Origin of the sequence: Rhodoligotrophos appendicifer, assembly GCF_007474605.1 — a bacterium.
Lineage (GTDB): Bacteria > Pseudomonadota > Alphaproteobacteria > Rhizobiales > Im1 > Rhodoligotrophos > Rhodoligotrophos appendicifer.
In genome coordinates this window covers 17,229-36,640 of record NZ_VHKL01000012.1, presented here as the reverse complement: position 1 = coordinate 36,640, position 19,412 = coordinate 17,229, and the positions used below count along the sequence as shown (strand labels likewise).

The 19,412-nt window shown below is 66.7% G+C and carries 17 protein-coding genes; 5 read left to right on the top strand and 12 right to left on the bottom strand.

The window, feature by feature from the left end; genetic code table 11:
* Positions 1–51: 51 nt before the first annotated feature.
* From FKM97_RS26425 to FKM97_RS23065, 3 genes are all read left to right on the top strand, one after another.
* Positions 52–225 (top strand): hypothetical protein, encoded by a 174-nt coding sequence (locus FKM97_RS26425; protein ID WP_170241095.1) that lies wholly within the window; start codon positions 52–54, stop codon positions 223–225.
* 180 nt (positions 226–405) lie between these two features.
* The gene (locus FKM97_RS23070; RefSeq protein WP_144294821.1) at positions 406–999 is read left to right on the top strand and encodes a L,D-transpeptidase; all 594 of its coding nucleotides are present in this window, start codon (positions 406–408) and stop codon (positions 997–999) included.
* Positions 1,000–1,017: 18 nt separating this feature from the next.
* Entirely contained in the window at positions 1,018–1,686 is a 669-nt protein-coding gene (locus FKM97_RS23065; RefSeq protein WP_144294820.1) for a ceramidase domain-containing protein, read from the top strand.
* A 193-nt stretch (positions 1,687–1,879) separates the two neighbouring features.
* Here the strand turns inward: FKM97_RS23065 and parE are convergent, their stop codons facing one another.
* From parE to FKM97_RS23040, 5 genes are all read right to left on the bottom strand, one after another.
* Positions 1,880–4,033 carry a DNA topoisomerase IV subunit B gene (parE, locus tag FKM97_RS23060; RefSeq protein ID WP_144294819.1) on the bottom strand — a complete coding sequence of 718 codons (2,154 nt, stop codon included), beginning with the start codon at positions 4,031–4,033 and terminating at the stop codon, positions 1,880–1,882.
* Positions 4,034–4,160: 127 nt separating this feature from the next.
* The gene (locus tag FKM97_RS23055; protein ID WP_144294818.1) at positions 4,161–4,616 is read right to left on the bottom strand and encodes a DUF2155 domain-containing protein; all 456 of its coding nucleotides are present in this window, start codon (positions 4,614–4,616) and stop codon (positions 4,161–4,163) included.
* Positions 4,613–5,371, bottom strand: coding sequence for a class I SAM-dependent methyltransferase (locus FKM97_RS23050; RefSeq protein ID WP_144294817.1), 759 nt, complete (start codon positions 5,369–5,371; stop codon positions 4,613–4,615). Before FKM97_RS23050 ends, FKM97_RS23055 begins: the two co-directional genes overlap by 4 nt.
* Entirely contained in the window at positions 5,368–5,910 is a 543-nt protein-coding gene (gene mlaD / locus FKM97_RS23045; RefSeq protein WP_170241094.1) for an outer membrane lipid asymmetry maintenance protein MlaD, read from the bottom strand. The genes FKM97_RS23050 and mlaD overlap by 4 nt, the downstream gene beginning before the upstream one ends.
* 148 nt (positions 5,911–6,058) lie before the next feature.
* Positions 6,059–6,445, bottom strand: coding sequence for an NADH:ubiquinone oxidoreductase subunit NDUFA12 (locus tag FKM97_RS23040; RefSeq protein WP_144294815.1), 387 nt, complete (start codon positions 6,443–6,445; stop codon positions 6,059–6,061).
* 477 nt (positions 6,446–6,922) lie between these two features.
* Here FKM97_RS23040 and FKM97_RS23035 point away from each other — a divergent pair, with 477 nt between their 5' ends.
* A complete protein-coding gene (locus FKM97_RS23035) occupies positions 6,923–10,618 on the top strand; it encodes a vitamin B12-dependent ribonucleotide reductase (protein WP_144294814.1) in 3,696 nt (1,231 codons plus the stop codon).
* 664 nt (positions 10,619–11,282) lie between these two features.
* Here FKM97_RS23035 and FKM97_RS23030 read toward each other — a convergent pair.
* The 6 genes from FKM97_RS23030 to accB all read right to left on the bottom strand — a co-directional run bounded on the left by FKM97_RS23030 (position 11,283) and on the right by accB (position 17,273).
* Positions 11,283–11,579: a GIY-YIG nuclease family protein gene (locus FKM97_RS23030; RefSeq protein ID WP_144294813.1), complete on the bottom strand. Its 297-nt coding sequence runs from the start codon at positions 11,577–11,579 to the stop codon at positions 11,283–11,285.
* Between the two features lie 405 nt (positions 11,580–11,984).
* Positions 11,985–13,091: a mandelate racemase/muconate lactonizing enzyme family protein gene (locus FKM97_RS23025; protein ID WP_144294812.1), complete on the bottom strand. Its 1,107-nt coding sequence runs from the start codon at positions 13,089–13,091 to the stop codon at positions 11,985–11,987.
* A gap of 192 nt (positions 13,092–13,283) precedes the next feature.
* Positions 13,284–14,438, bottom strand: coding sequence for an iron-containing alcohol dehydrogenase (locus FKM97_RS23020; protein WP_170241093.1), 1,155 nt, complete (start codon positions 14,436–14,438; stop codon positions 13,284–13,286).
* Positions 14,439–14,763: 325 nt separating this feature from the next.
* A complete protein-coding gene (gene aat / locus FKM97_RS23015; protein ID WP_144294810.1) occupies positions 14,764–15,426 on the bottom strand; it encodes a leucyl/phenylalanyl-tRNA--protein transferase in 663 nt (220 codons plus the stop codon).
* Between the two features lie 32 nt (positions 15,427–15,458).
* The gene (accC, locus tag FKM97_RS23010) at positions 15,459–16,805 is read right to left on the bottom strand and encodes an acetyl-CoA carboxylase biotin carboxylase subunit (protein ID WP_144294809.1); all 1,347 of its coding nucleotides are present in this window, start codon (positions 16,803–16,805) and stop codon (positions 15,459–15,461) included.
* Positions 16,806–16,814: 9 nt separating this feature from the next.
* Positions 16,815–17,273, bottom strand: a complete 459-nt coding sequence (gene accB / locus FKM97_RS23005; RefSeq protein WP_205015285.1) for an acetyl-CoA carboxylase biotin carboxyl carrier protein — start codon at positions 17,271–17,273, stop codon at positions 16,815–16,817.
* Positions 17,274–17,485: 212 nt separating this feature from the next.
* Here accB and FKM97_RS23000 point away from each other — a divergent pair, with 212 nt between their 5' ends.
* A complete protein-coding gene (locus FKM97_RS23000; RefSeq protein WP_144294807.1) occupies positions 17,486–18,520 on the top strand; it encodes a MerR family transcriptional regulator in 1,035 nt (344 codons plus the stop codon).
* Positions 18,521–18,611: 91 nt separating this feature from the next.
* Here the strand turns inward: FKM97_RS23000 and FKM97_RS22995 are convergent, their stop codons facing one another.
* Positions 18,612–19,382, bottom strand: a complete 771-nt coding sequence (locus FKM97_RS22995) for a DsbA family protein (protein WP_170241092.1) — start codon at positions 19,380–19,382, stop codon at positions 18,612–18,614.
* Positions 19,383–19,412: the final 30 nt, after the last annotated feature.

Genomic DNA, 19,412 nt, shown 5'->3' with positions numbered 1-19,412 from the left:
GAGCAGCTGGACACGGACCCCTCCAAGAGGGCCGGCCGAGTGAGGGGATCGATGATCAGGGAAGTTCTCTGCGTTCTGTTGGCGGCGCTGGCGATCTATGGATTTATCGCCTTCATGCCCCAGGACGGCACAGTCCAAAGGTCGCTGCGGGAAAGCCGGGTGTCGACCCTGACGGAGACGTCGCAGAGCGTCGATCCGTCGTTGCGGGGTGCTCTCGATCAATAGATGGTGATCTGAGGCCGCCGAGCCGGTTCAATTGGCCATCGCAACGAATGCTTCGGGAATTTATGGTGGGATCTCTCCAGCGTCGGCGTTAGGCTGGCGCAAGGGATGGCTGCACAGCGCAGCCGATTTTCGGGGCAGGCGCGCGGATCACGCACGCCTGGAGAAAGCGGGGTCTTGACCATGAGACGCAACATATTCTTCGCGGCGGCCGTCAGTGCGGCCCTTGTCGGTCTGTCCGGGTTCGGAGGAGAAGCGAAGGCACAGTCGAGCCAGCCCTTCGCGCAATTGAGCCAGCTGTTCGAGGGGCTCGGACGAAACGTCACCCAGCCCTCCAGCAAGACGCGGCGCTATGTGCGCTATGAGACGAGCAAGAAACCGGGATCCATCGTCGTGGAGACGGGGGAGCGGGCGCTGTATTACGTGCTGCCGGGAGGCGAGGCGATCCGCTATTCCATCGGCGTCGGCCGGCAGGGCTTCCAATGGTCAGGGGCGCACAAGGTCTCGCGCAAGGCGGAGTGGCCGACATGGACGCCGCCGGCCGAGATGCGCCGTCGCCAGCCCGGGCTTCCCATCACCATGGCGGGAGGGCCAAACAATCCGCTGGGCGCCCGCGCGCTCTATATCGGCTCGACCCTCTACCGCATCCATGGAACGAACGACGCCCGCAGCATCGGTCTCGCCATGTCCTCGGGCTGCATCAGGATGATGAACAACGACGTGATCGACCTCTATGAGCGGGTCAAGATCGGCGCCCGGGTCTATGTGTATCACTGAGGGACATGGCTGAACCGGGTGGACTGGTTCGCCAGCATCGACCTCTATTGTGAGCGCATCGGCCCCGGCCTCTGGGCCGAGCCCCTCAATGCGCTCTCCAACGCCGCCTTCTTCGTGGCGGCGCTGGTGGCCGGCTGGCACGCCTGGCACTCGCCGGCGCGGCGGGACGGGCTCCTCTGGCTGCTGATCGCCCTGGTGGCGGCGATCGGGGCCGGCTCGACGGCCTTCCATATCGTGGCGCAGAGATGGGCCATGGCGGCGGATGTGCTGCCGATCACCCTGTTCACCTATGCGTTCTTCCTGTTCGCCATGCGCCGCTTCGCCGGGCTGGGATGGGCATGGGCGAGCCTGACGACGCTCGCCTTCCTGGTGGGCTCGTTCTTCACGGTGCTGGTGCCCCGGCATGTGATGAACGGCTCGGTGGGCTATCTGCCGGCCTTCCTCGCCATGAGCGGTGTGGGGCTCCTGCTGATGGGGCGCCGGCACCCGGCCGGGGCCTGGCTGGGGGCCGCGGGGGCGGTGTTCCTCGTGTCATTGATGTTCCGCAGCATCGACCAGGCGGTGTGCCCGCTGTTTCCCTGGGGCGTGCATTATCTGTGGCATGTCCTCAATGGCGTGGTGCTGTGGATGCTGCTGGAGGCGGGGGCGCGGTACGGGTCCTGGGAGCCGGGGCGGCGGCCAGGATGAGGGGGGTCCTTCGAGACGGCCCTGCGGGCCTCCTCAGGATGAGGATTTTCTTTGTCTGGCTGTCATCCCGGGCTTGACCCGGGATCCCGAGCCGCCTGGGGTCCCGGATCTGCGCTGCGCTTCGTCCGGGATGACGCGGGTGGGTAGGCTCTGACGGTCCCGGATCTGCGCTGCGCTTCGTCCGGGATGGTGGTCAGACGTCGAGTTCGGCGGTGTCGACGAATTGGGCGCGGTCGGTGATGAAGCGGAACCGTTCTTCGGGCTTGTTGCCCATGAGCTGCTCGACGCTGCGGCCGGTGCTGCGGTCCTCGTCCTCGACGAGCTCCACCTGCAGGAGCATGCGGGATTTCGGGCTCATGGTGGTCTCCTTGAGCTGGGCCGGCATCATTTCGCCCAGGCCCTTGAAGCGGGAGACCTCGACCTTGCCGCGGCCCTTGAACTCCTTGGCGATGAGGGCGTCCTTGTGGGCGTCGTCGCGGGCATAGATGGTCTTTGCGCCCTGGGCGATGCGGTAGAGCGGGGGGACGGCGAGATAGAGATGGCCGCTCTCGACCAGGCCGCGCATCTCGCGGAAGAAGAAGGTGATCAGGAGCGAGGCGATGTGGGCGCCGTCCACATCGGCGTCGGTCATGATGATGACCTTGTCGTAGCGCAGGTCATCGGCGCGGAAGCGGGCGCCGGTCCCGCAGCCAAGCGCCTGGGCCAGATCGGCGAGTTGCTGGTTCTGGGCGAGCTTGTCGCGGGTCGCCGAGGCGACATTGAGGATCTTGCCGCGCAACGGCAGCACCGCCTGATTCTTGCGGTCGCGGGCCTGCTTGGCGGAGCCGCCGGCCGAATCGCCCTCGACGATGAAGATTTCGGCCCCCTGGGCCGCATTCTGCTGGCAGTCGGCGAGCTTGCCGGGCAGCCGGAGCTTGCGCACGGCCGACTTGCGCTGCACCTCGCGGTCCTGGCGGCGGCGCAGGCGCTCCTCGGCGCGGTCGATGACCCAGTCGAGGAGGCGGTTGGCCTGGGCGGGATGGCCGGTGAGCCAATGGTCGAAATGATCCTTCAGGGTGGCATCGACAATGCGTCCCGCCTCGGGGCTCGCCAGCTTCTCCTTGGTCTGGCCCTGGAATTCCGGTTCGCGGATGAAGACGGAGAGGAGGACGCCGGCCGAGACCATGACGTCGTCGGCGATCATGTCCTTGGCGCGCTTGTTGTTGGTGAGCTCGGCATAGGCCTTGAGTGAACGGGTGAGGGCCGACTTCATGCCGTTTTCGTGGGTCCCGCCCTCGACGGTGGGGACCGTGTTGCAATAGGAGGAGACGAAGCCCTCGCCGGCAAACCAGCCGATGGCCCATTCGACGGAGCCGTGACCCTCCGCCTTCGTCACCTTGCCGGAGAAGATCTCGTCGGCGACCCGCTCCTGGCCTTCCAGCTGAGCCTCGAGGAAATCCTTCAGGCCGCCGGGGAACCGCAAGGTCGCCTTCTGGGGGATGTCGGAGGCGGTGCCTAAGTTTTCCGAGGCGCAGGACCAGCGGATCTCGACGCCGCCGAAGAGATAGGCCTTGGCGCGGGCCATGCGGAAGAGGCGGGCCGGCTTGAATTTCGGGCTGTCGCCGAAGATCTGCGGATCGGGATGGAAGCGGATCTTCGTGCCGCGGCGGTTGGAGACGCGGCCGAGACGCTCGATGGGGCCCAAGGGGTGGCCGCGGCTATAGGCCTGGCGGTAAAGCTCCTGGCCGCGGGCGACCTCGACCTCGAAATGGTCGGACAGGGCGTTGACGACGGAGACGCCGACGCCGTGGAGGCCGCCGGAGGTCGCATAGACCTTGGAATCGAACTTGCCGCCGGAGTGAAGCGTGGTGAGGATCACCTCGAGGGCGGACTTGCCGGGGAATTTCGGATGCGGATCGATGGGAATGCCGCGGCCGTTGTCGGTGACCGTCAGGAAGCCATCGGCGCCGTATTCCACCTCGATGAAGCTCGCATGGCCGGCGATCGCCTCATCCATGGAATTGTCGATGACCTCGGCGAAGAGGTGATGGAGGGCCTTCTCGTCGGTGCCGCCGATATACATGCCGGGGCGGCGGCGCACCGGCTCCAAACCCTCGAGGACCTCGATGTCGGCAGCGGTGTACTGGCTCTCGGCGGGTGCCCGCGTGACGGGTGCGGCCGGCGTGAGTCCAGGCTTTGCCGCTGACGTGAGTCCAGGTTTTGCCGCCGGCACCGGCGGTTGTCCAGGTTTTGCCGCCGGCACCGGCGGTTGTCCAGGTTTTGCCGCCGGCACCGGCGGTTTGGCCTTGGTGCGGTTCTGCTGGATATGGGCATCGAGAGGCCCGAAGAGATCATCGGCATTCGACATGGTCAGGACCGGTCTGGCATGATTCGCTGATAGTATACTCTCGGGTGGCAAACAACCGGTGCGGCTTCATGCCGGCGGCCGGGTTCGGCTGGGGATAAGTGCAGGCGGACGCCCGGCCGATAAGGGGTCAATCATTGTCCTTGGGGATTTCCGCAGGCGCGGCCTCGCCGCTGCCGTCCTCGCTCGTCACCTCGGGCGGGCGGCTGGGATCGATGCAGCCGGTGAGCCAGACGTCGAAGACCGGATGCTCCACGGCGTGCAGGCCCGGGCTTTCGGCGAACATCCAGCCGGTGAAGATCCGCTTGCGGGAGTTGTCCTCCTCGATCTCGTCCACCTCGACGAAGGTCGAGGTCTTCGGCTCTTCCGTGGGAGGCCGCGAATAGCAGACGCGCGGGGTGACTTCGAGCTGGCCGAAGCGGTGGGCCTCGTTCAGGGGCACCTGAAAAGACGTGATGACGGCCGTGATCTTGTCGAGGCCGGAAAAAACCGCGACGGGATTTTCAATCTGCTCGGCGCGCGCGGCCTGAGGCAGAATCGCCGCCCATCCCAGGGCTGCGGCAACAGCAACGCGGGAGACACTCATTTCAGGGCCGCCTCGACCCTTATCCGCATGTAGTCGGCCGTCCAGTTGCCGGCTCCATCGCGCAATGTGGGGGCGAGCAGGTCCACCACCTCGGCGAGAACGGCGTCGGACTCGGCCCCGAATTGCTGGAAGAAGGGCTTGCGGAAGACCTGCAGCCACGCGGCCATCCCGCTCTTCAACGGGGTGGGGCGGCCGAAAAGGCCGATGCGCTTCACGCCAAAGCCATGGGTCACGAGCAAAGCAGAATATTCCTCAGGGGTCGGAAAGAACCACGGGCCGGCGAGATCGGGATCACCGCTACGGCGCGCGGCCACGGCGCGCATGGCCGTGATGATCGCCGCGACATTGGTATGGCCCCCGAATTCGGCGACAAAACGACCGCCGGGCTTCAAGGCGCCGGCGACGCCGCGCAGGACTTCCGCAGGACGCGTCATCCAGTGCAGGGCGGCATTGGAGAAGACGGCATCGAACTCGTCGCGAAAATCGAGCTTCTCGCCATCCATGAGGCGGGCATCGACGCCGCGGGCGCGGGCGGCGCGGATGAAATCCTCGGAGGCATCGACGCCGACCATGTCGACGCCCATGGCGCCGAGGGCCTGGGTGAGGACGCCATCGCCGCAGCCGAGATCGAGAATGCGCTCGCCGGGCCGAGGCGCCAGCCATTCCAGCACCGGCCCGGCCAGATCGGAGACGAAGCGCGCATGAGCGCCGTAGGTCTCGGCGCTCCAGGTCTGTTCGCGGGCCTGATCCGTCATTGCTGCTGGGCGGGCGGCTCTCCACCCTCGGGGACGGCCGGTTCCGCCTGCGGGGTCGCCTCCGGTGCTGCCGGGGCGGGCGTCGCCGGCGTCGAGCTGCCGCCGCTGGGCTTCACGAAGGAGCCGATGATGCTCCAGAGATCGAGGGCAGGCTGGGTGTATTGGAACTGGTCGCCATTCTTCAGCAGCGTCTCCGATCCGCCCGGCTCGATGGCCACGAAGCTGGAGCCGAGAAGGCCTTCGGAGGTGATCTTGGCAGTCGAATCATCCGGCAGCTTCACGTCGCTGTCGATGGTGAGGGCCAGAACGGCCTCATAGGTCTCGTCGAGGTTGTGGCCCGTGACGCTGCCGACCTTGAGGCCGGAAATGCGCACGTCGGAGCCGGTGTTGACACCGCCGAGATTGTTGAAGGCCGCCGTCACGGTGTAGCCGCCCCCGGCTCCGCCGAACCCAGTGGTGGTGTAGAGGAAGAAGAGAAAGGCACCGGCGATGACGATGACGATGGCGCCGGTCAGGGTTTCGACGGCATTCTGCTTCATGCGGGAGACAAGCCTCGGTTCGGGAGCCGGCGCAGACGGGCGGGGGCCCGCCTGGCGGCCGCAAGCTGAAAAAGGGGAACGCGCCAGCGACTCAGACATCCCGGTCCAAAGGAGGGCAGGATGCCGAGCGCCAGTTTAGCATGCTTCATCACTTTGGCGTCCAGGGCTCGTAATCGGGCTCCGGGGTCACCGGGGTTCTCGCCGCCAAGGTTCCGGGCGGAAGATAGGCCGGGGCGACGCCGGTCATATTCGGCAGATGCGGCTTTTCCCACTCCCGCGGCTGGTAATTCTCCTCGGAAGGGGCGGTGTCGTCGCGATGCGCCAGCCAGCCATGCCAGCCGGGCGGAATGCTGGAGGCCTCAGCAACGCCATTATAGACCACCCAACGGCGGTCGCCGTTGCGCTGGCGATAATATTTGTTGCCGAAAAGATCCTCGCCGACGAATTCGCCCTGGCGCGAAATCAAGAGGCGCGTGCCCAGCGTCTGGCCGTTCCACCAGGTGAAGAACTGAAGAAAAAACGTCTTGAGGCTCATGGGCGCGTACCGATCAAGCTCAGGCGGACCTGTTGCTGATAAATCATAGGCCGACTTATGCCGCAACGGCTGCGGCGCGTCCACCCTGGCGGCTGTTCGCAACTTCACCAAGCGTCATTAAAGGTCGAGTTCACAAGGGAATCATGGCATGCGGAGATTGTGGGTAAACTGTTAATAAACCGTTAGCATCGCTAGATATTGTTTTCCGCCCCGCCATGGCCACAAGCTGTTGACGTTTCGGCGGCGGAGTAGCATGATCAGGACACGTTGGGAGTCGTCCTCGGGGATGAACGGGGCAACGCCCAGCGGAGCGGGGAAACTACCGTATCCAGACTGTATAGGGGACCGACGCGGCCGCATCGCGGGGCTGTGGCGGGCTTGTCGTGTCTGGAGCGTCGGTTGCAGATTCGGTGCTGTACGAACGTGTAGCCCGGCCGTCGCTCACTTGAATTTGGACCTTAGTTTGGGAGATCGCCTATGCGCATCGAGCGCCGTTACACCTCCGCCGGAAATTCACCTTTCGACGGAATCGAGTTCCGCCGCTCGACCAGCGAGATCCGCAATCCCGACGGCTCGACCGTCTTCAAGCTCGAAAACATCGAGGTCCCGAGCTCGTGGAGCCAAGTGGCCGCCGACATCCTGGCGCAGAAATATTTCCGCAAGGCCGGCGTGCCGGCGCGGCTGAAGCGCGTCGAAGAAGAAACCGTGCCGTCCTGGCTGTGGCGCTCGGTGCCCGACGAGGCCGCCCTGGCGGGGCTGCCGAAGCCCGAGCGATTCGTGTCGGAGACCTCCATTCAGCAAGTGGCGCACCGGCTCGCCGGAACCTGGACCTATTGGGGCTGGAAAGGCGGCTATTTCGGCTCGGAAGAGGATGCGCGCGCCTTTTACGACGAGCTCTGCTTCATGCTGGCGACGCAGAAATGCGCCCCCAATTCCCCGCAATGGTTCAATACCGGCCTGCATTGGGCCTATGGCATCGACGGTCCGTCCCAGGGCCATTTCTACGTGGACCCGGCGACGGGAAAGCTGACCAAGTCGAAATCGGCCTATGAGCATCCCCAGCCCCATGCCTGCTTCATCCAGTCGGTGGGCGACGATCTGGTGAATGAAGGCGGCATCATGGATCTGTGGATCCGCGAGGCGCGGCTGTTCAAATACGGCTCGGGGACGGGCTCGAACTTCTCCCGCATCCGCGGCGAGAACGAGCCCCTGTCGGGCGGCGGCAAATCATCGGGACTGATGAGCTTCCTCAAGATCGGCGACCGGGCGGCGGGCGCCATCAAGTCGGGCGGCACCACGCGGCGCGCCGCGAAGATGGTGGTGGTCGATGTCGACCATCCCGACATCGAGGCCTATGTCGACTGGAAGGTGAAGGAAGAGCAGAAGGTCGCAGCCCTCGTCACCGGCTCCAAGGTCGTCAAGCAGCACCTTACGACGGTGATGAAGGCCTGCATCAATTGCGAGGGACCGGGCGAAGATTGCTTCGACGTGACCAAGAACCCGGCGCTGAAGCGGGCGGTGAAGGCCGCGCGGCGGGCGCATGTGCCGGAGGCCTATGTGCGCCGCGTCATCGAGACCGCGCGCCAGGGCCAGGAGAAGGTCGATTTCGACGTCTATGACACGGATTGGGATTCGGAGGCCTACCGCACGGTGTCGGGCCAGAACTCGAACAATTCGGTGCGGGTGACGGATGCGTTCCTGGAGACCGTGCTTGCCGACGGGGACTGGTCGCTGTTCTGGCGCAACAAGGAAGGGGCGGCCAAGGTCGTCAAGGCCCGCGAGCTGTGGGACAAGATCGGCTATGCCGCCTGGGCCTGCGCCGATCCCGGCATCCAGTTCCACACCACCATCAATGATTGGCATACCTGCCCGGCCAGCGGGCCGATCCGGGCATCGAACCCGTGTTCGGAATACATGTTCCTGGACGATACCGCCTGCAACCTGGCCTCCCTCAACCTGCTGCAGTTCCGCAACAAGGAGACGGGGCAGTTCGAGGTCGAGCTGTTCGAGCATGCCACGCGGCTGTGGACGCTGGTGCTCGAGATCTCGGTGATGATGGCGCAGTTCCCGTCGAAGGAGATCGCGCTCCTGTCCTACGAATACCGGACCCTGGGCCTGGGCTTCGCCAATATCGGCGGATTGCTGATGACGGCCGGCATCGCCTATGATTCGGAGGAGGCACGGGCGATCTGCGGGGCGATCTCGGCGCTGATGACCGGCATCTCGTATGCGACCTCGGCGGAGATGGCCGCCGAGCTCGGAGCCTTCAAAGGCTTCCCGAAGAACCGGGACTCCATGCTGAAGGTGATGCGCAACCATCGCAACGCCGCCTATGGACGGGACACGGGCTATGAGGGGCTGAGCATCGCGCCGGTGCCGCTGGACCAGGAATCCTGCCGCGACACGGCGCTCATCGCGCATGCCAAAGCGGCCTGGGACAAGGCCGTCAGCCTGGGCGAACGGCACGGCTACCGCAATGCGCAGGCGACCGTCATCGCGCCCACGGGCACGATCGGCCTGGTGATGGATTGCGATACCACGGGCATCGAGCCGGATTTCGCCATGGTGAAGTTCAAGAAGCTCGCCGGCGGGGGCTATTTCAAGATCATCAACCAGGCGGTGCCCGAGGCGCTGCGGGCGCTGGGCTATCCGGCGGAGCAGATCAAGGACATGGTCGACTATGCCGTCGGCCACGGGACGCTGAAGGGCGCGCCGGGGATCAACCATCCCACGCTGAAGGCGAAGGGCTTCAGCGACGCCGCGCTGGAGAAGATCGAACAGGGGCTGGGAACGGCCTTCGACATCAAATTCGCCTTCAACAAATGGAGCCTGGGCGAAGAGTTCTGCCGCCAGGTGCTGAAGCTCTCGGACGAGCAGCTGAACGACATGAATTTCGACCTGCTGGCGGCCATCGGCTTCTCGCGCGCCGATGTCGAGGCGGCAAACACCTTCTGCTGCGGAGCGATGACGCTGGAAGGCGCGCCGCATCTCCAGGCGCATGACCTGCCGGTCTTCGACTGCGCCAATCCTTGCGGCCGCATCGGCAAGCGCTGCCTGTCGGTGGAGAGCCACATCCGGATGATGGCGGCCGCCCAGCCGTTCATCTCGGGGGCGATCTCGAAGACCATCAACATGCCGAACGACGCCACGGTGCAAGAGGCACAGGAGGCCTATTTCCTGTCCTGGCGCCTGGCGCTGAAGGCGAATGCGCTCTATCGCGACGGATCCAAGCTGTCGCAGCCTTTGTCCTCGCAGCTGGTGGCGGAAGACGAGGAGGAGGCCGACGAGTTCCTCGAGATGCCGCAGGTGCAGCGGGTCGAACGGGTGGTGGAGCGGATCGTCGAGCGCATCGTCGAGGTGCAGAGGCGGGCGAAGCTGCCGCACCGGCGCAAGGGCTATACCCAGAAGGCGATCGTCGGCGGCCACAAGGTCTATCTGCGCACCGGCGAATATGAAGACGGAAACCTGGGCGAGATCTTCATCGACATGCACAAGGAGGGGGCGGCCTTCCGGGCGATGATGAACAATTTCGCCATCGCCGTGTCGCTGGGCCTGCAATATGGCGTGCCGCTGGAGGAATATGTGGAGGCCTTCACCTTCACGCGCTTCGAGCCGGCGGGCCTGGTCTCGGGGAACGAGGCGATCAAGAACGCGACCTCGATCCTGGATTACGTGTTCCGCGAGCTCGCCGTCTCCTATCTCGGGCGCAACGACCTCGCCCATGTGGACCCCACGGATATCGGCTTCGATGCCATGGGCCGAGGCGTGGACGAGGGCAAGGCGCCCGCCGGCAGCGGACAGGACCATGTCCACAGCCATCCGGGCGCCATTCCGGCGGCAAAATATCTGTCCACCGGCTATGTGCGGCAGAAAGTGTCGGGCAATGTGGTGGTGATGCCGAAGATGTCGGGCGGGGCGGCGGCCGCGCTGCAGCACCAGCTGGAGCATGCCTATGCCGGTGCCTATGCCGCGGAGGCCGTCACCTCGACGCTCACAGTCGGCTTTGCAGAAGAGGCCGCAGCACCGATCCGGGACGATTATTCGCTGCGGGCGGAGGCGCGGATGAAGGGCTATGAGGGGGAGAATTGCGGCGAATGCGGCAATTTCACCATGGTGCGCAACGGGACCTGCCTCAAATGCGACACCTGCGGCAGCACGAGCGGGTGCAGCTGAGGGGCAGCGGCTCCCGCGGGGCGGCTGGGTCGTCGGTGCGGATTGCGGCCGGATGCTTCGAGACGCGGACTGGCGTCCGCTCCTCAGCATGAGGGTGTGGGGCTACTCCTCCCTCGGCGTGAGGGTGTGAGGTGGCTCGGGGCGGAGTGCGGGGGGAGTCCTCATCCTGAGGTGCCTGCGCAGCAGGCCTCGAAGGATGGTCGGCTGGGGCGTCGGTGCGGATTGCGGCTGGATGCTTCGAGACGCGGACGGGCGTCCGCTCCTCAGCATGAGGATGTGAGGGCTGCTGCTCCCTCGGCATGAGGGTGTGAGGGGCTGCTCCCTCGGCATGATGATGGGGAGGCTGCACCTCAGCTTGAGGGTGTGGGGCTGCTCCTCCCTCGGCGTGAGGGTGTGGGGGCAGCCCGGGGCGGGGTGCGGGGGGAATCCTCATCCTGAGGTGCCTGCGCAGCAGGCCTCGAAGGATGGGCGGCTGGGGCGTCGGTGCGGATTGCGGCCGGATGCTTCGAGACGCGGACTGGCGTCCGCTCCTCAGCATGAGGATGTGAGGGCTGCTCCCTCGGCAATGAGGATGTGAGGCTGCTCCTCGACATCAGGATGTGGGGGCTGCACCTCAGCGTGTGGGTGTGGGGGCTGCACCTCAGCCTGAGGATCGGGGCGTTTCTCAGCTTGAGGGTTTGCGGGGGCGGCTTGCGAGGGCGGGCAGGCGGTCCAGGCGGCCTTCGATCAGGGCTTGTTTCTTCGCGCGGGACCAGCCCTTCCACTGCCGTTCGCAGGCGATGGCGTCGGTGATGCGGTCGAAATGCTCGGCATAGGCCAAGACGACAGGGCGCCGCTTGGCGGTGAAGCCGTCATGGAGGGCGTGATTGTGCTCCGACACCCGGCGCTCCAGCTCCGTCCTGGTGCTGCCGACGTAATATCTGCCGTCCGCGCAGCGAAGAATGTAGACATATGCCCCCATGCGTCGGCCCCCCTTGCAGTGTAGGTGCAGGCCAGAGGCGTGTCATCTCCTCTCGGCCGTTTCGGGGTCAGCGGCGTGGGTTGTCCCGTGGGGCTGGATGCTTCGAGACGCGGACTGGCGTCCGCTCCTCAGCATGAGGGTGTGGGACAGCCCGGGGCGGAGTGCGGGGGGAATCCTCATCCTGAGGTGCCTGCGCAGCAGGCCTCGAAGGATGGGCGGCTGGGTCGTCGGTGCGGATTGCGGCCGGATGCTTCGAGACGCGGACTGGCGTCCGCTCCTCAGCATGAGGATGTCAGGGCTGCTCCCTCGGCAGGAGGATGGCGAGGCTGCTCGGCATGAGGGTGTGAGGGCTGCTCCTCGGCAATGAGGATGTGGGGGCTGCTCCTTGGCATGAGGGTTCAGTGATTAAGCGACCCTGGTCTGGTTCAGCCGTTCCTCGTCCAGGGCGATGCCGAGGCCGGGGCGGGTGCCGAGGTCGAGCCAGCCTTTGTGGGCTTGCAGGGGCTCGGCGAGCATGAAGTCGCGGGCGGCCAGGGGCCATTCGGGGGGGTCGTAGGGATATTCCAGGAAGGGTGCGTTGCCCAAGGCTGCGGTCAGATGGGCGTTGGCTAAGACGCCGAGGCCGTTGGTCCAGGTGTGGGGGGTGAAGATGAGGCCCGCATCCACCGCCTGGGTGGCGATGCGGCGCAGGCCGGAGATGCCGCCGACCAGGGCCGCGTCGGGCTGGAGCACGTCGAGGGCGCGGGCCTCGATCAGGCTGCGCAGCTCGTGCAGCTCGCGGGTCATCTCGGCACCGGCGATGCGGATGTCGACCCTGCTGCGCAAGGCGGCCATGCCCTTCACGTCGCCCCGGTGCAAAGGCTCCTCCATCCAGAAAACGTCGAGATCCTCCAGGGCGCGGGCGACGGGCAGGGCCTCCTTCAGGGTCCAGGGCGGGGCTGCGTCCCAAGGCATGCGCCAGCCCTGATTGCAGTCGACCATGAGCTCGAGACGGTTACCGAGGCGGGCGCGGACGGCTTCCAGGGCCTTGATGTCGTCGCGCCAGTCGCCGCGATGGAAGCGGATCTTCAGGGCGGGAAAGCCTTGCTCCAGAAAGCGCTCGGCCTGGTCGGCGAGGGCTTGCGGCTGGCGCAGGGTGCCGGAGGAGGCATAGGCGCGGATGCGGCCCGAGGCGCCGCCGAGCAGGCGCCAGACGGGCTGGTTGGCAGCCTTGCCGGCGAGGTCCCAGAGGGCGAGATCGAGGGGCCAGCAACGGCTGCCGTGGAACTGGATGTTCTCGAGGATGCGGAAATGGCGCTCCAGGCTGAGCGCGTCCTGGCCGATAAAGAGCGGCTTATAGGCCTCGAAGCCGATCATCTCGTCGCCGGAGCCGATGCCGGTCAGGCCGGAATCGGTGTGGACCCGGACGATGGTGGCGGAAAACTGCGTCCGCGGCCGCGTGTCCCAGCTCGCGTTGAAGGGCGGGTCGAGGGGGAGACGGTGGTGGGTGACCTCGATGTCGGTGATCTTCATGGGCGTCCTGGTCCTTCGAGACGGCGCGGGGGTCCTCAGGATGAGGGGGTGAGGTCTTGGCGGTCCCGGATCTGCGCAGCACCGCTTCGCGCTGCGGCGCGTCCGGGATGACGGGGGGGAGCCGCATGGGGTCCCGTCCTTCGAGACGCAGCCTTCGGCTGCTCCTCAGGATGAGGCCTTGGAGGTAAATGCTCAGGCCAGAGCGTAGACGGCGCGGGCCAGGGTGTCGATGTCGGCATCGGTGACCTCGCGGGCGGTGTTGGCGCGCATGGGCGCGTTTTCGGGGCTACGCATCTGATCGGCCAGGAGATCGGGGCGGTTCAGGGAGATGCCGTCGCCGGCCAGGGACAGGTCCAGGGCGCTGGCCTCGATCAGCCGGAGGAAACGGTCGACGGCGACATCCGCCTCGGCAGGTCCACCCATGGCGAGGGCGACCGCGGCGAAGGCGTCGGGTGCGCCCGAGACGGCCCAGGCCATGGACGCCGCCATGCCCATGGCGGTGGCGCGGCCATGGGGGACGGGGGCGAGGGCGGCCAGGGCATGGGCGATCGTGTGGGCGATCGCCGTGCCGGCATTGTCGATGGCGAGGCCGGCATAGGTGGAGCCCAGAAGCATTGCGAAGCGGGCGTCGAGGTCATGGGGCTGGGCGAGCGCGCGCTCGAAGGACCCCGAAATCAGCCGGATCGCCGCATGGGCATAGAGGTCGTTGGCGGCGAAGCGGCGGCGGCCGGTGGCAGCCTCGATGGCGTGGACGAGGGCATCGAGCCCGGTCGCTGCGGTGATCGCCGGCGGCAGCGCCACGGTGAGCTCGGGGTCGAGGATCGCCAGGCGGGGCTTCAAGGCATCGCCCCAGGCCCAGGCCTTGATCTTGCGCGCGTCCGTGAAGACGCATGTCGCGGTGACCTCGGAGCCGGTGCCGGCCGTGGTGGGGATGGCGATGAGCGCGAGGGGGGCGGCGGGGAGGGGCGTGGCGCAGAAGGCGTAATCGGCCACGGGGTTGCCGGAGGCTGCCGTCGCCGCCAGCAGCTTGGCTGTATCGAGGGCCGAGCCGCCGCCGAGGCCGATGATGGCGGTGGCCCCATGGGCGCGGGCATCCTCGGTCGCTGCATCGATGTCGGCCGCCTTGGGCTCGCCGGGAGCGGCCTGCAGGGTCAGCGGGCGATGGCCGGCATCCGCCAGCTGCCGCGCGATCCGCGTGGTGATGCCGAGGCGCGCCAGAGCGGGATCGGCCAGCAGGACGATGCGGGCGGCGGGACCGGCCAAGGCGGTGAGCCGCTCGGCCAGGCTTGCCACAGCGCCGGGACCGGCGAGGATCTCTGGAGTGCGGCTGAGGGTGAAAGGGGTCACGGCGGGCCTCGTCTGGGGAGGTGGAGTAGAGGGTGGGAGGCAGGCCGGCGTCAAGGGGGCGCTTGGGTGAGGTTGTTCTGGCTGTCGGCCGGGGGCTCGACCCGGGGATCTCTTGCCGCATGGGGTCCCGTCCTTCGAGACGGCCCTGCGGGCCTCCTCAGGATGAGGACTTTCTTATCACTGTCATCCCGGGCTTGGCCCGGGATCCCGGGCGGCATGGGGTTCCGTCCTTCGAGACGGCCCTGCGGGCCTCCTCAGGATGAGGGCTCTGAGGTCTTGGCGGTCCCGGATCTGCGCTTTGCTTCGTCTGGGATGACGGGTGGGATCAGGGGGCGGTTGGGAGGAGGGCTTGGGCGAGGGTGAGGACGGCTTCGGGGTCGGCATCCTCGGTAAAGGCGTGGAAATCGCCTTCCATGTAGAGGGCCTCGTCCAGCATGGCGTGGTAGTCCTCGCGGGGGATCTCGCGGGCGCCGAAGCGGGTCAGATGGTCGGTCACGAACTGGGTGTCGAGCAAGGTGAAGCCGCCGGCATTCAGGCGGGCGACCAAGTGGATGAGGGCGACCTTGCTCGCGTCGCGGGTGCGGGAGAACATGCTCTCGCCGAAAAAGGCGCCGCCGACGCGGACGCCGTAGAGGCCGCCGACCAAGGCGTCGCCCTGCCAGCATTCGACCGTATGACAGAAGCCCATGCGAAAGAGCTGGCCGTAGAGGCCACGGATGCGGCTGTTGATCCAGGTGGACCGGCGCCCCGGCTTGGGCTCGGCGCAGGCGCCGATGACGGCGTCGAAATCGCTGTCGATGCGGACCTCGAAGTCGCCCTGGCGGATGGTGCGCTTGAGGCGGCGGGGGACGTGGACCTCATCGAGGGGGATGATGCCGCGACGCTCGGGGTCGATCCAGTACAGGCCCGCATCGTCGGCGCTCTCCGCCATGGGAAAGATGCCGGCGGCATAGGCCTTGAGCAGGATCTGCGGCGTGATGGTGCTCATCGTCGTCTCTTACTGACCGAGCACGCGGTCCATCATTGCCGGCGGCGCTCGAGATAATTTTCCAGCCAATGAATATCGTAATTGCCGTCGATAATGTCATCGTCCTTCAGCAGATCGATGAAGAGCGGGATCGTGGTCTCGACGCCCTCGATGACATATTCGCCCAAAGCCCGGCGCAGGCGCATCAGGCACTCGTTGCGGCTCTTGCCCATGACGATCAGCTTGGCGATGAGGCTGTCGTAATAAGGGGGCACGGTGTAGCCGGCATAGATCCCGCTGTCGACGCGCACACCCAGGCCGCCGGGCACGTGGACGGAATCGATGTGGCCGGGCGAGGGAGTGAAGGTCAACGGGTTCTCAGCGTTGATGCGGCACTCGATGGCGTGGCCGGAGAAGACGATGTCGTCCTGGGTGAAGGAGAGCTTGGCGCCGGCGGCGATGCGGATCTGCTCCTGGACGATGTCGATGCCGGTGATGGATTCGGTCACCGGATGCTCCACTTGCAGGCGTGTGTTCATCTCGATGAAGAAGAACTCGCCATTCTCGTAGAGGAACTCGATGGTGCCGGCGCCGGAATAGCCGAGATCGGCGATGGCGGTGGCGACGCGGGTGCCGATGGCGTGGCGCTGGTCGGCATTCAGGGCCGGCGAGAGGGCCTCCTCCCAGAGCTTCTGGTGGCGGCGCTGGAGCGAGCAGTCGCGCTCGCCGAGATGGACGGCGTTGCCCTGGCCATCGCCGAGGATCTGGACCTCGATGTGGCGCGGCTTGGCGAGATAGCGCTCGAGATAGACGGCGTCGTCGCCGAAGGCCGCCTTGGCCTCGGTCTGGGCCGTGGTCAGCGCCTCGGCGAGATCGGCCGGGGTGCGGGCGACCTTCATGCCGCGCCCGCCGCCGCCGGCAGCGGCCTTGATGAGGACGGGGAAGCCGATCTCCTCGGCGATGCGGGCCGCCTCGTCGCCGGAGCGGACGGCGCCCGGCGAGCCGGGGACGACGGGGATGCCTAGGCGGATTGCGGTCTTCTTCGCCTCGATCTTGTCGCCCATGATGCGGATATGCTCAGGGCTCGGGCCGATGAAGGTGATGTTGTGCTCGCCCAGGATCTCGGCGAAGCGGGCGTTCTCGGCGAGGAAGCCATAGCCGGGATGGACGGCATCGGCCCCGGTGATCTCGCAGGCGGCCAGCAAGGAGGGAATGTTCAGATAGCTGTCGCGGGCCGGCGGCGGTCCGATGCAGACGCTTTCATCGGCCAGGCGCACATGCATGGCGTTCTCGTCGGCGGTCGAATGGACCGCGACCGTGGCGATGCCGAGCTCGCGGCAGGCGCGCAGGATGCGCAGCGCGATCTCGCCGCGATTGGCGATGAGGACCTTATCGAACATGGCCGCTCATCACTCGATGATCATCAGGGGCTCGCCGAATTCGACGGGATTGCCATCCTCCACGAAAATGGCGGTGACCTTGCCGGAATGGGGGGCGGGGATCTGGTTCATGGTCTTCATGGCCTCGACGATGAGGATCGTCTGGCCCTTGGTGACCTCGCGGCCGATTTCAACGAAGGTCGCCGCGCCGGGGGCGGGCGCCCGATAGGCCGTGCCGACCATGGGCGATTTCACCGCGCCGGGATGCTTGGCGGGATCGGCGACGGTGGGGACCGGAGCGGGGGCAGGTTCCACCGGGCCCGCGGAGCCGGGGGCGGGTACGAAATGATTCACGGCCTGACCGGCGCGAGACACGCGGACGCGCAAGCCGTCCTGCTCGACCTCAATTTCCAGGAGGCCGGTCTCGTTCAGGAGATCGGCAAGGTCGCGAATCATGTCGCGATCGATGACGGCCTTGTCCTTGCCCATGCTTTCCAAGTCACCTTCTCGATGTCACGGGGAGTTTCGCCGGGTGTTATAGTGGCAAAGCCAGCGGAACGGAAGCGGTTGAAGGCGTCGCGGGCGTCGCGGGGTCCCGGGACGCGCTCCCGTCCGAGGGCGCAGCGCCATCAGACAGCCCTTGACCCGGCCCCTGGGGCTGCCTCGATAAGGGAGCGGTCCGCAACGCAACGAGGTGATTCGTGCCGTCCACCGCCCCCGTCCTGTCAGCCTCCGAGGCCGCACAGCGCCTCGGCGTCTCGCCGAAAGCCCTGCGGCTCTATGAGCAGCGCGGACTCGTGGTGCCCGCCCGCACCGCCGCCGGCTGGCGGGCCTATGGGCCGGCGGAGATGGCGCGCGCCGGGGAGGTCGTGGCGCTGCGCGCACTCGGACTGAGCCTGGCCCAGGTGGCGCGGGTCCTGAAGGGCGAGGCGCACGGGTTGGAGCGAGCGCTAACCGCGCATCAGGCGGTATTGGAGCACCAGATCCGCAGCCTTTCCGACAGTCTGGATGCCGTCCGCAGCCTGCGGAGCGACCTGGCCTCGGGGCGGATCCCGGGTTTGGGCGCCGTCGCGCGGCTCGCAGGGGAGGTTTCTCCCTCCCCGGTGCGCTTCGCCCTGCCGTGGCCCTGGGGCGGCGAGAGTTTCGAGCTGCCCGACCGAACGCCCCTGACCTACATCACCGGGCCGTTGGGAAGCGGCAAGACCAGGCTCGGCCGCCGCATCGCCGAAAGTCTGCCCGAGGCGGCCTTCCTCGGATTGGACCGGCTGGACAACGGGGCCGCCGCCGCACGGAGGCAGCTCGAGCAGGACGATGCGCTCAAGGCGCGGGTAGACGAGGCCGCAGCCTGGCTCGTGGAGGATGGGGCTGACATGTCGGAGGCCCTGCTCGCGCTGCTGGTGGGACTGGAGAGCGAGGGACCCGCCGCGCTCGTCGTCGACATGGTGGAACAGGGGCTCGACGCCTCGGCCCAGACCGCCGTGATCGCCTTCCTGCGCTGCCGGGGGAATGCAGCCCGCCCGCTTTTTCTGCTCACCCGGTCGAGCGCGATCCTGGATCTCGCCGCCCTGGGCCGCGACGAGGCGATCCTGTTCTGTCCGGCCAATCACAGCCCGCCGATGTGGGTCTTGGCCGTGCCCGGAGCGCCGGGCTACGAGGCGGTGGCGACCTGCCTCGCCTCACCGGAGGTGCGCGCGCGGACGGCCGGCGTCATCGCATGGCGTCCGGCGGTCGCGTGAGACGCCGGAGCCTGCTTTGCTCAGAAGTCCGCGCAGGCCAAAGCCTGCTGTGTGCTCAGAAGTCCGCGCAGGCCGGAGCCTGCTTTTGTGCTCAGCAGATCGAGCAACTGCCGTCCTTGCGTACGTCGGTCACCAGCTCGGAGAGGGTGTCGATCCCGACGGCGCCGGGAATGAAGCGATCGCCGATGATGAAGGCGGGGGTGCCCTGGATGCCGAGGGCCTGGGCCAGCTTGTAGCTCTCGTCGATCTGCGCCTGGACCTCGGGGGCCTCCATGTCGGCCTTCAGCTTCGCGATGTCGAGGCCGAGCTTTTCGGACATGGCCAGCACGCCGGCTTCGTCGAGGGTCCCCTTGTGTTCCATCATCGCGTTGTGGAGCTCCAGGTATTTCTCCTGCTTGCGGGCGGCGAGGGCAGCCTTGGAGGCAAAGATCGAGCCGGGGCCCAGGATCGGGAACTCCTTCAGCACCAGGCGGACCTGCTTGTCCTTGTCGAGGAGGGCGTTCACGTCGGGGAGCGAGCGCTTGCAGTAGCCGCAATTGTAATCGAAGAACTCGACCACGGTGACGTCGCCCTCAGGGTTGCCGGCCACCATGTCGGTCTTGCTGCGGAAGATCAGGGAAGCGTTCTCCTTGATCGCCTCCTTGGCCTGGCCCATCTGCTGGCTCTGGTCCTTGGCCTCCAGGGCTGCGATGACCTCGCGCAGAAACTCCGGATTGGCCAGGAGATAGCTGCGGATCGTGTCGACGATCTCGCCGCGCTGCGCATCGTTGAACTCGGCGGCAAAGGCCGGCGAGGCGACACTCGACACACCGAGCAGGCAGGACATCGCCAGGGGCGCGAGGCGACGAGTGACAAAGCGCATGAAAACTCTCCAGATTGAGGCGGCGCCGAC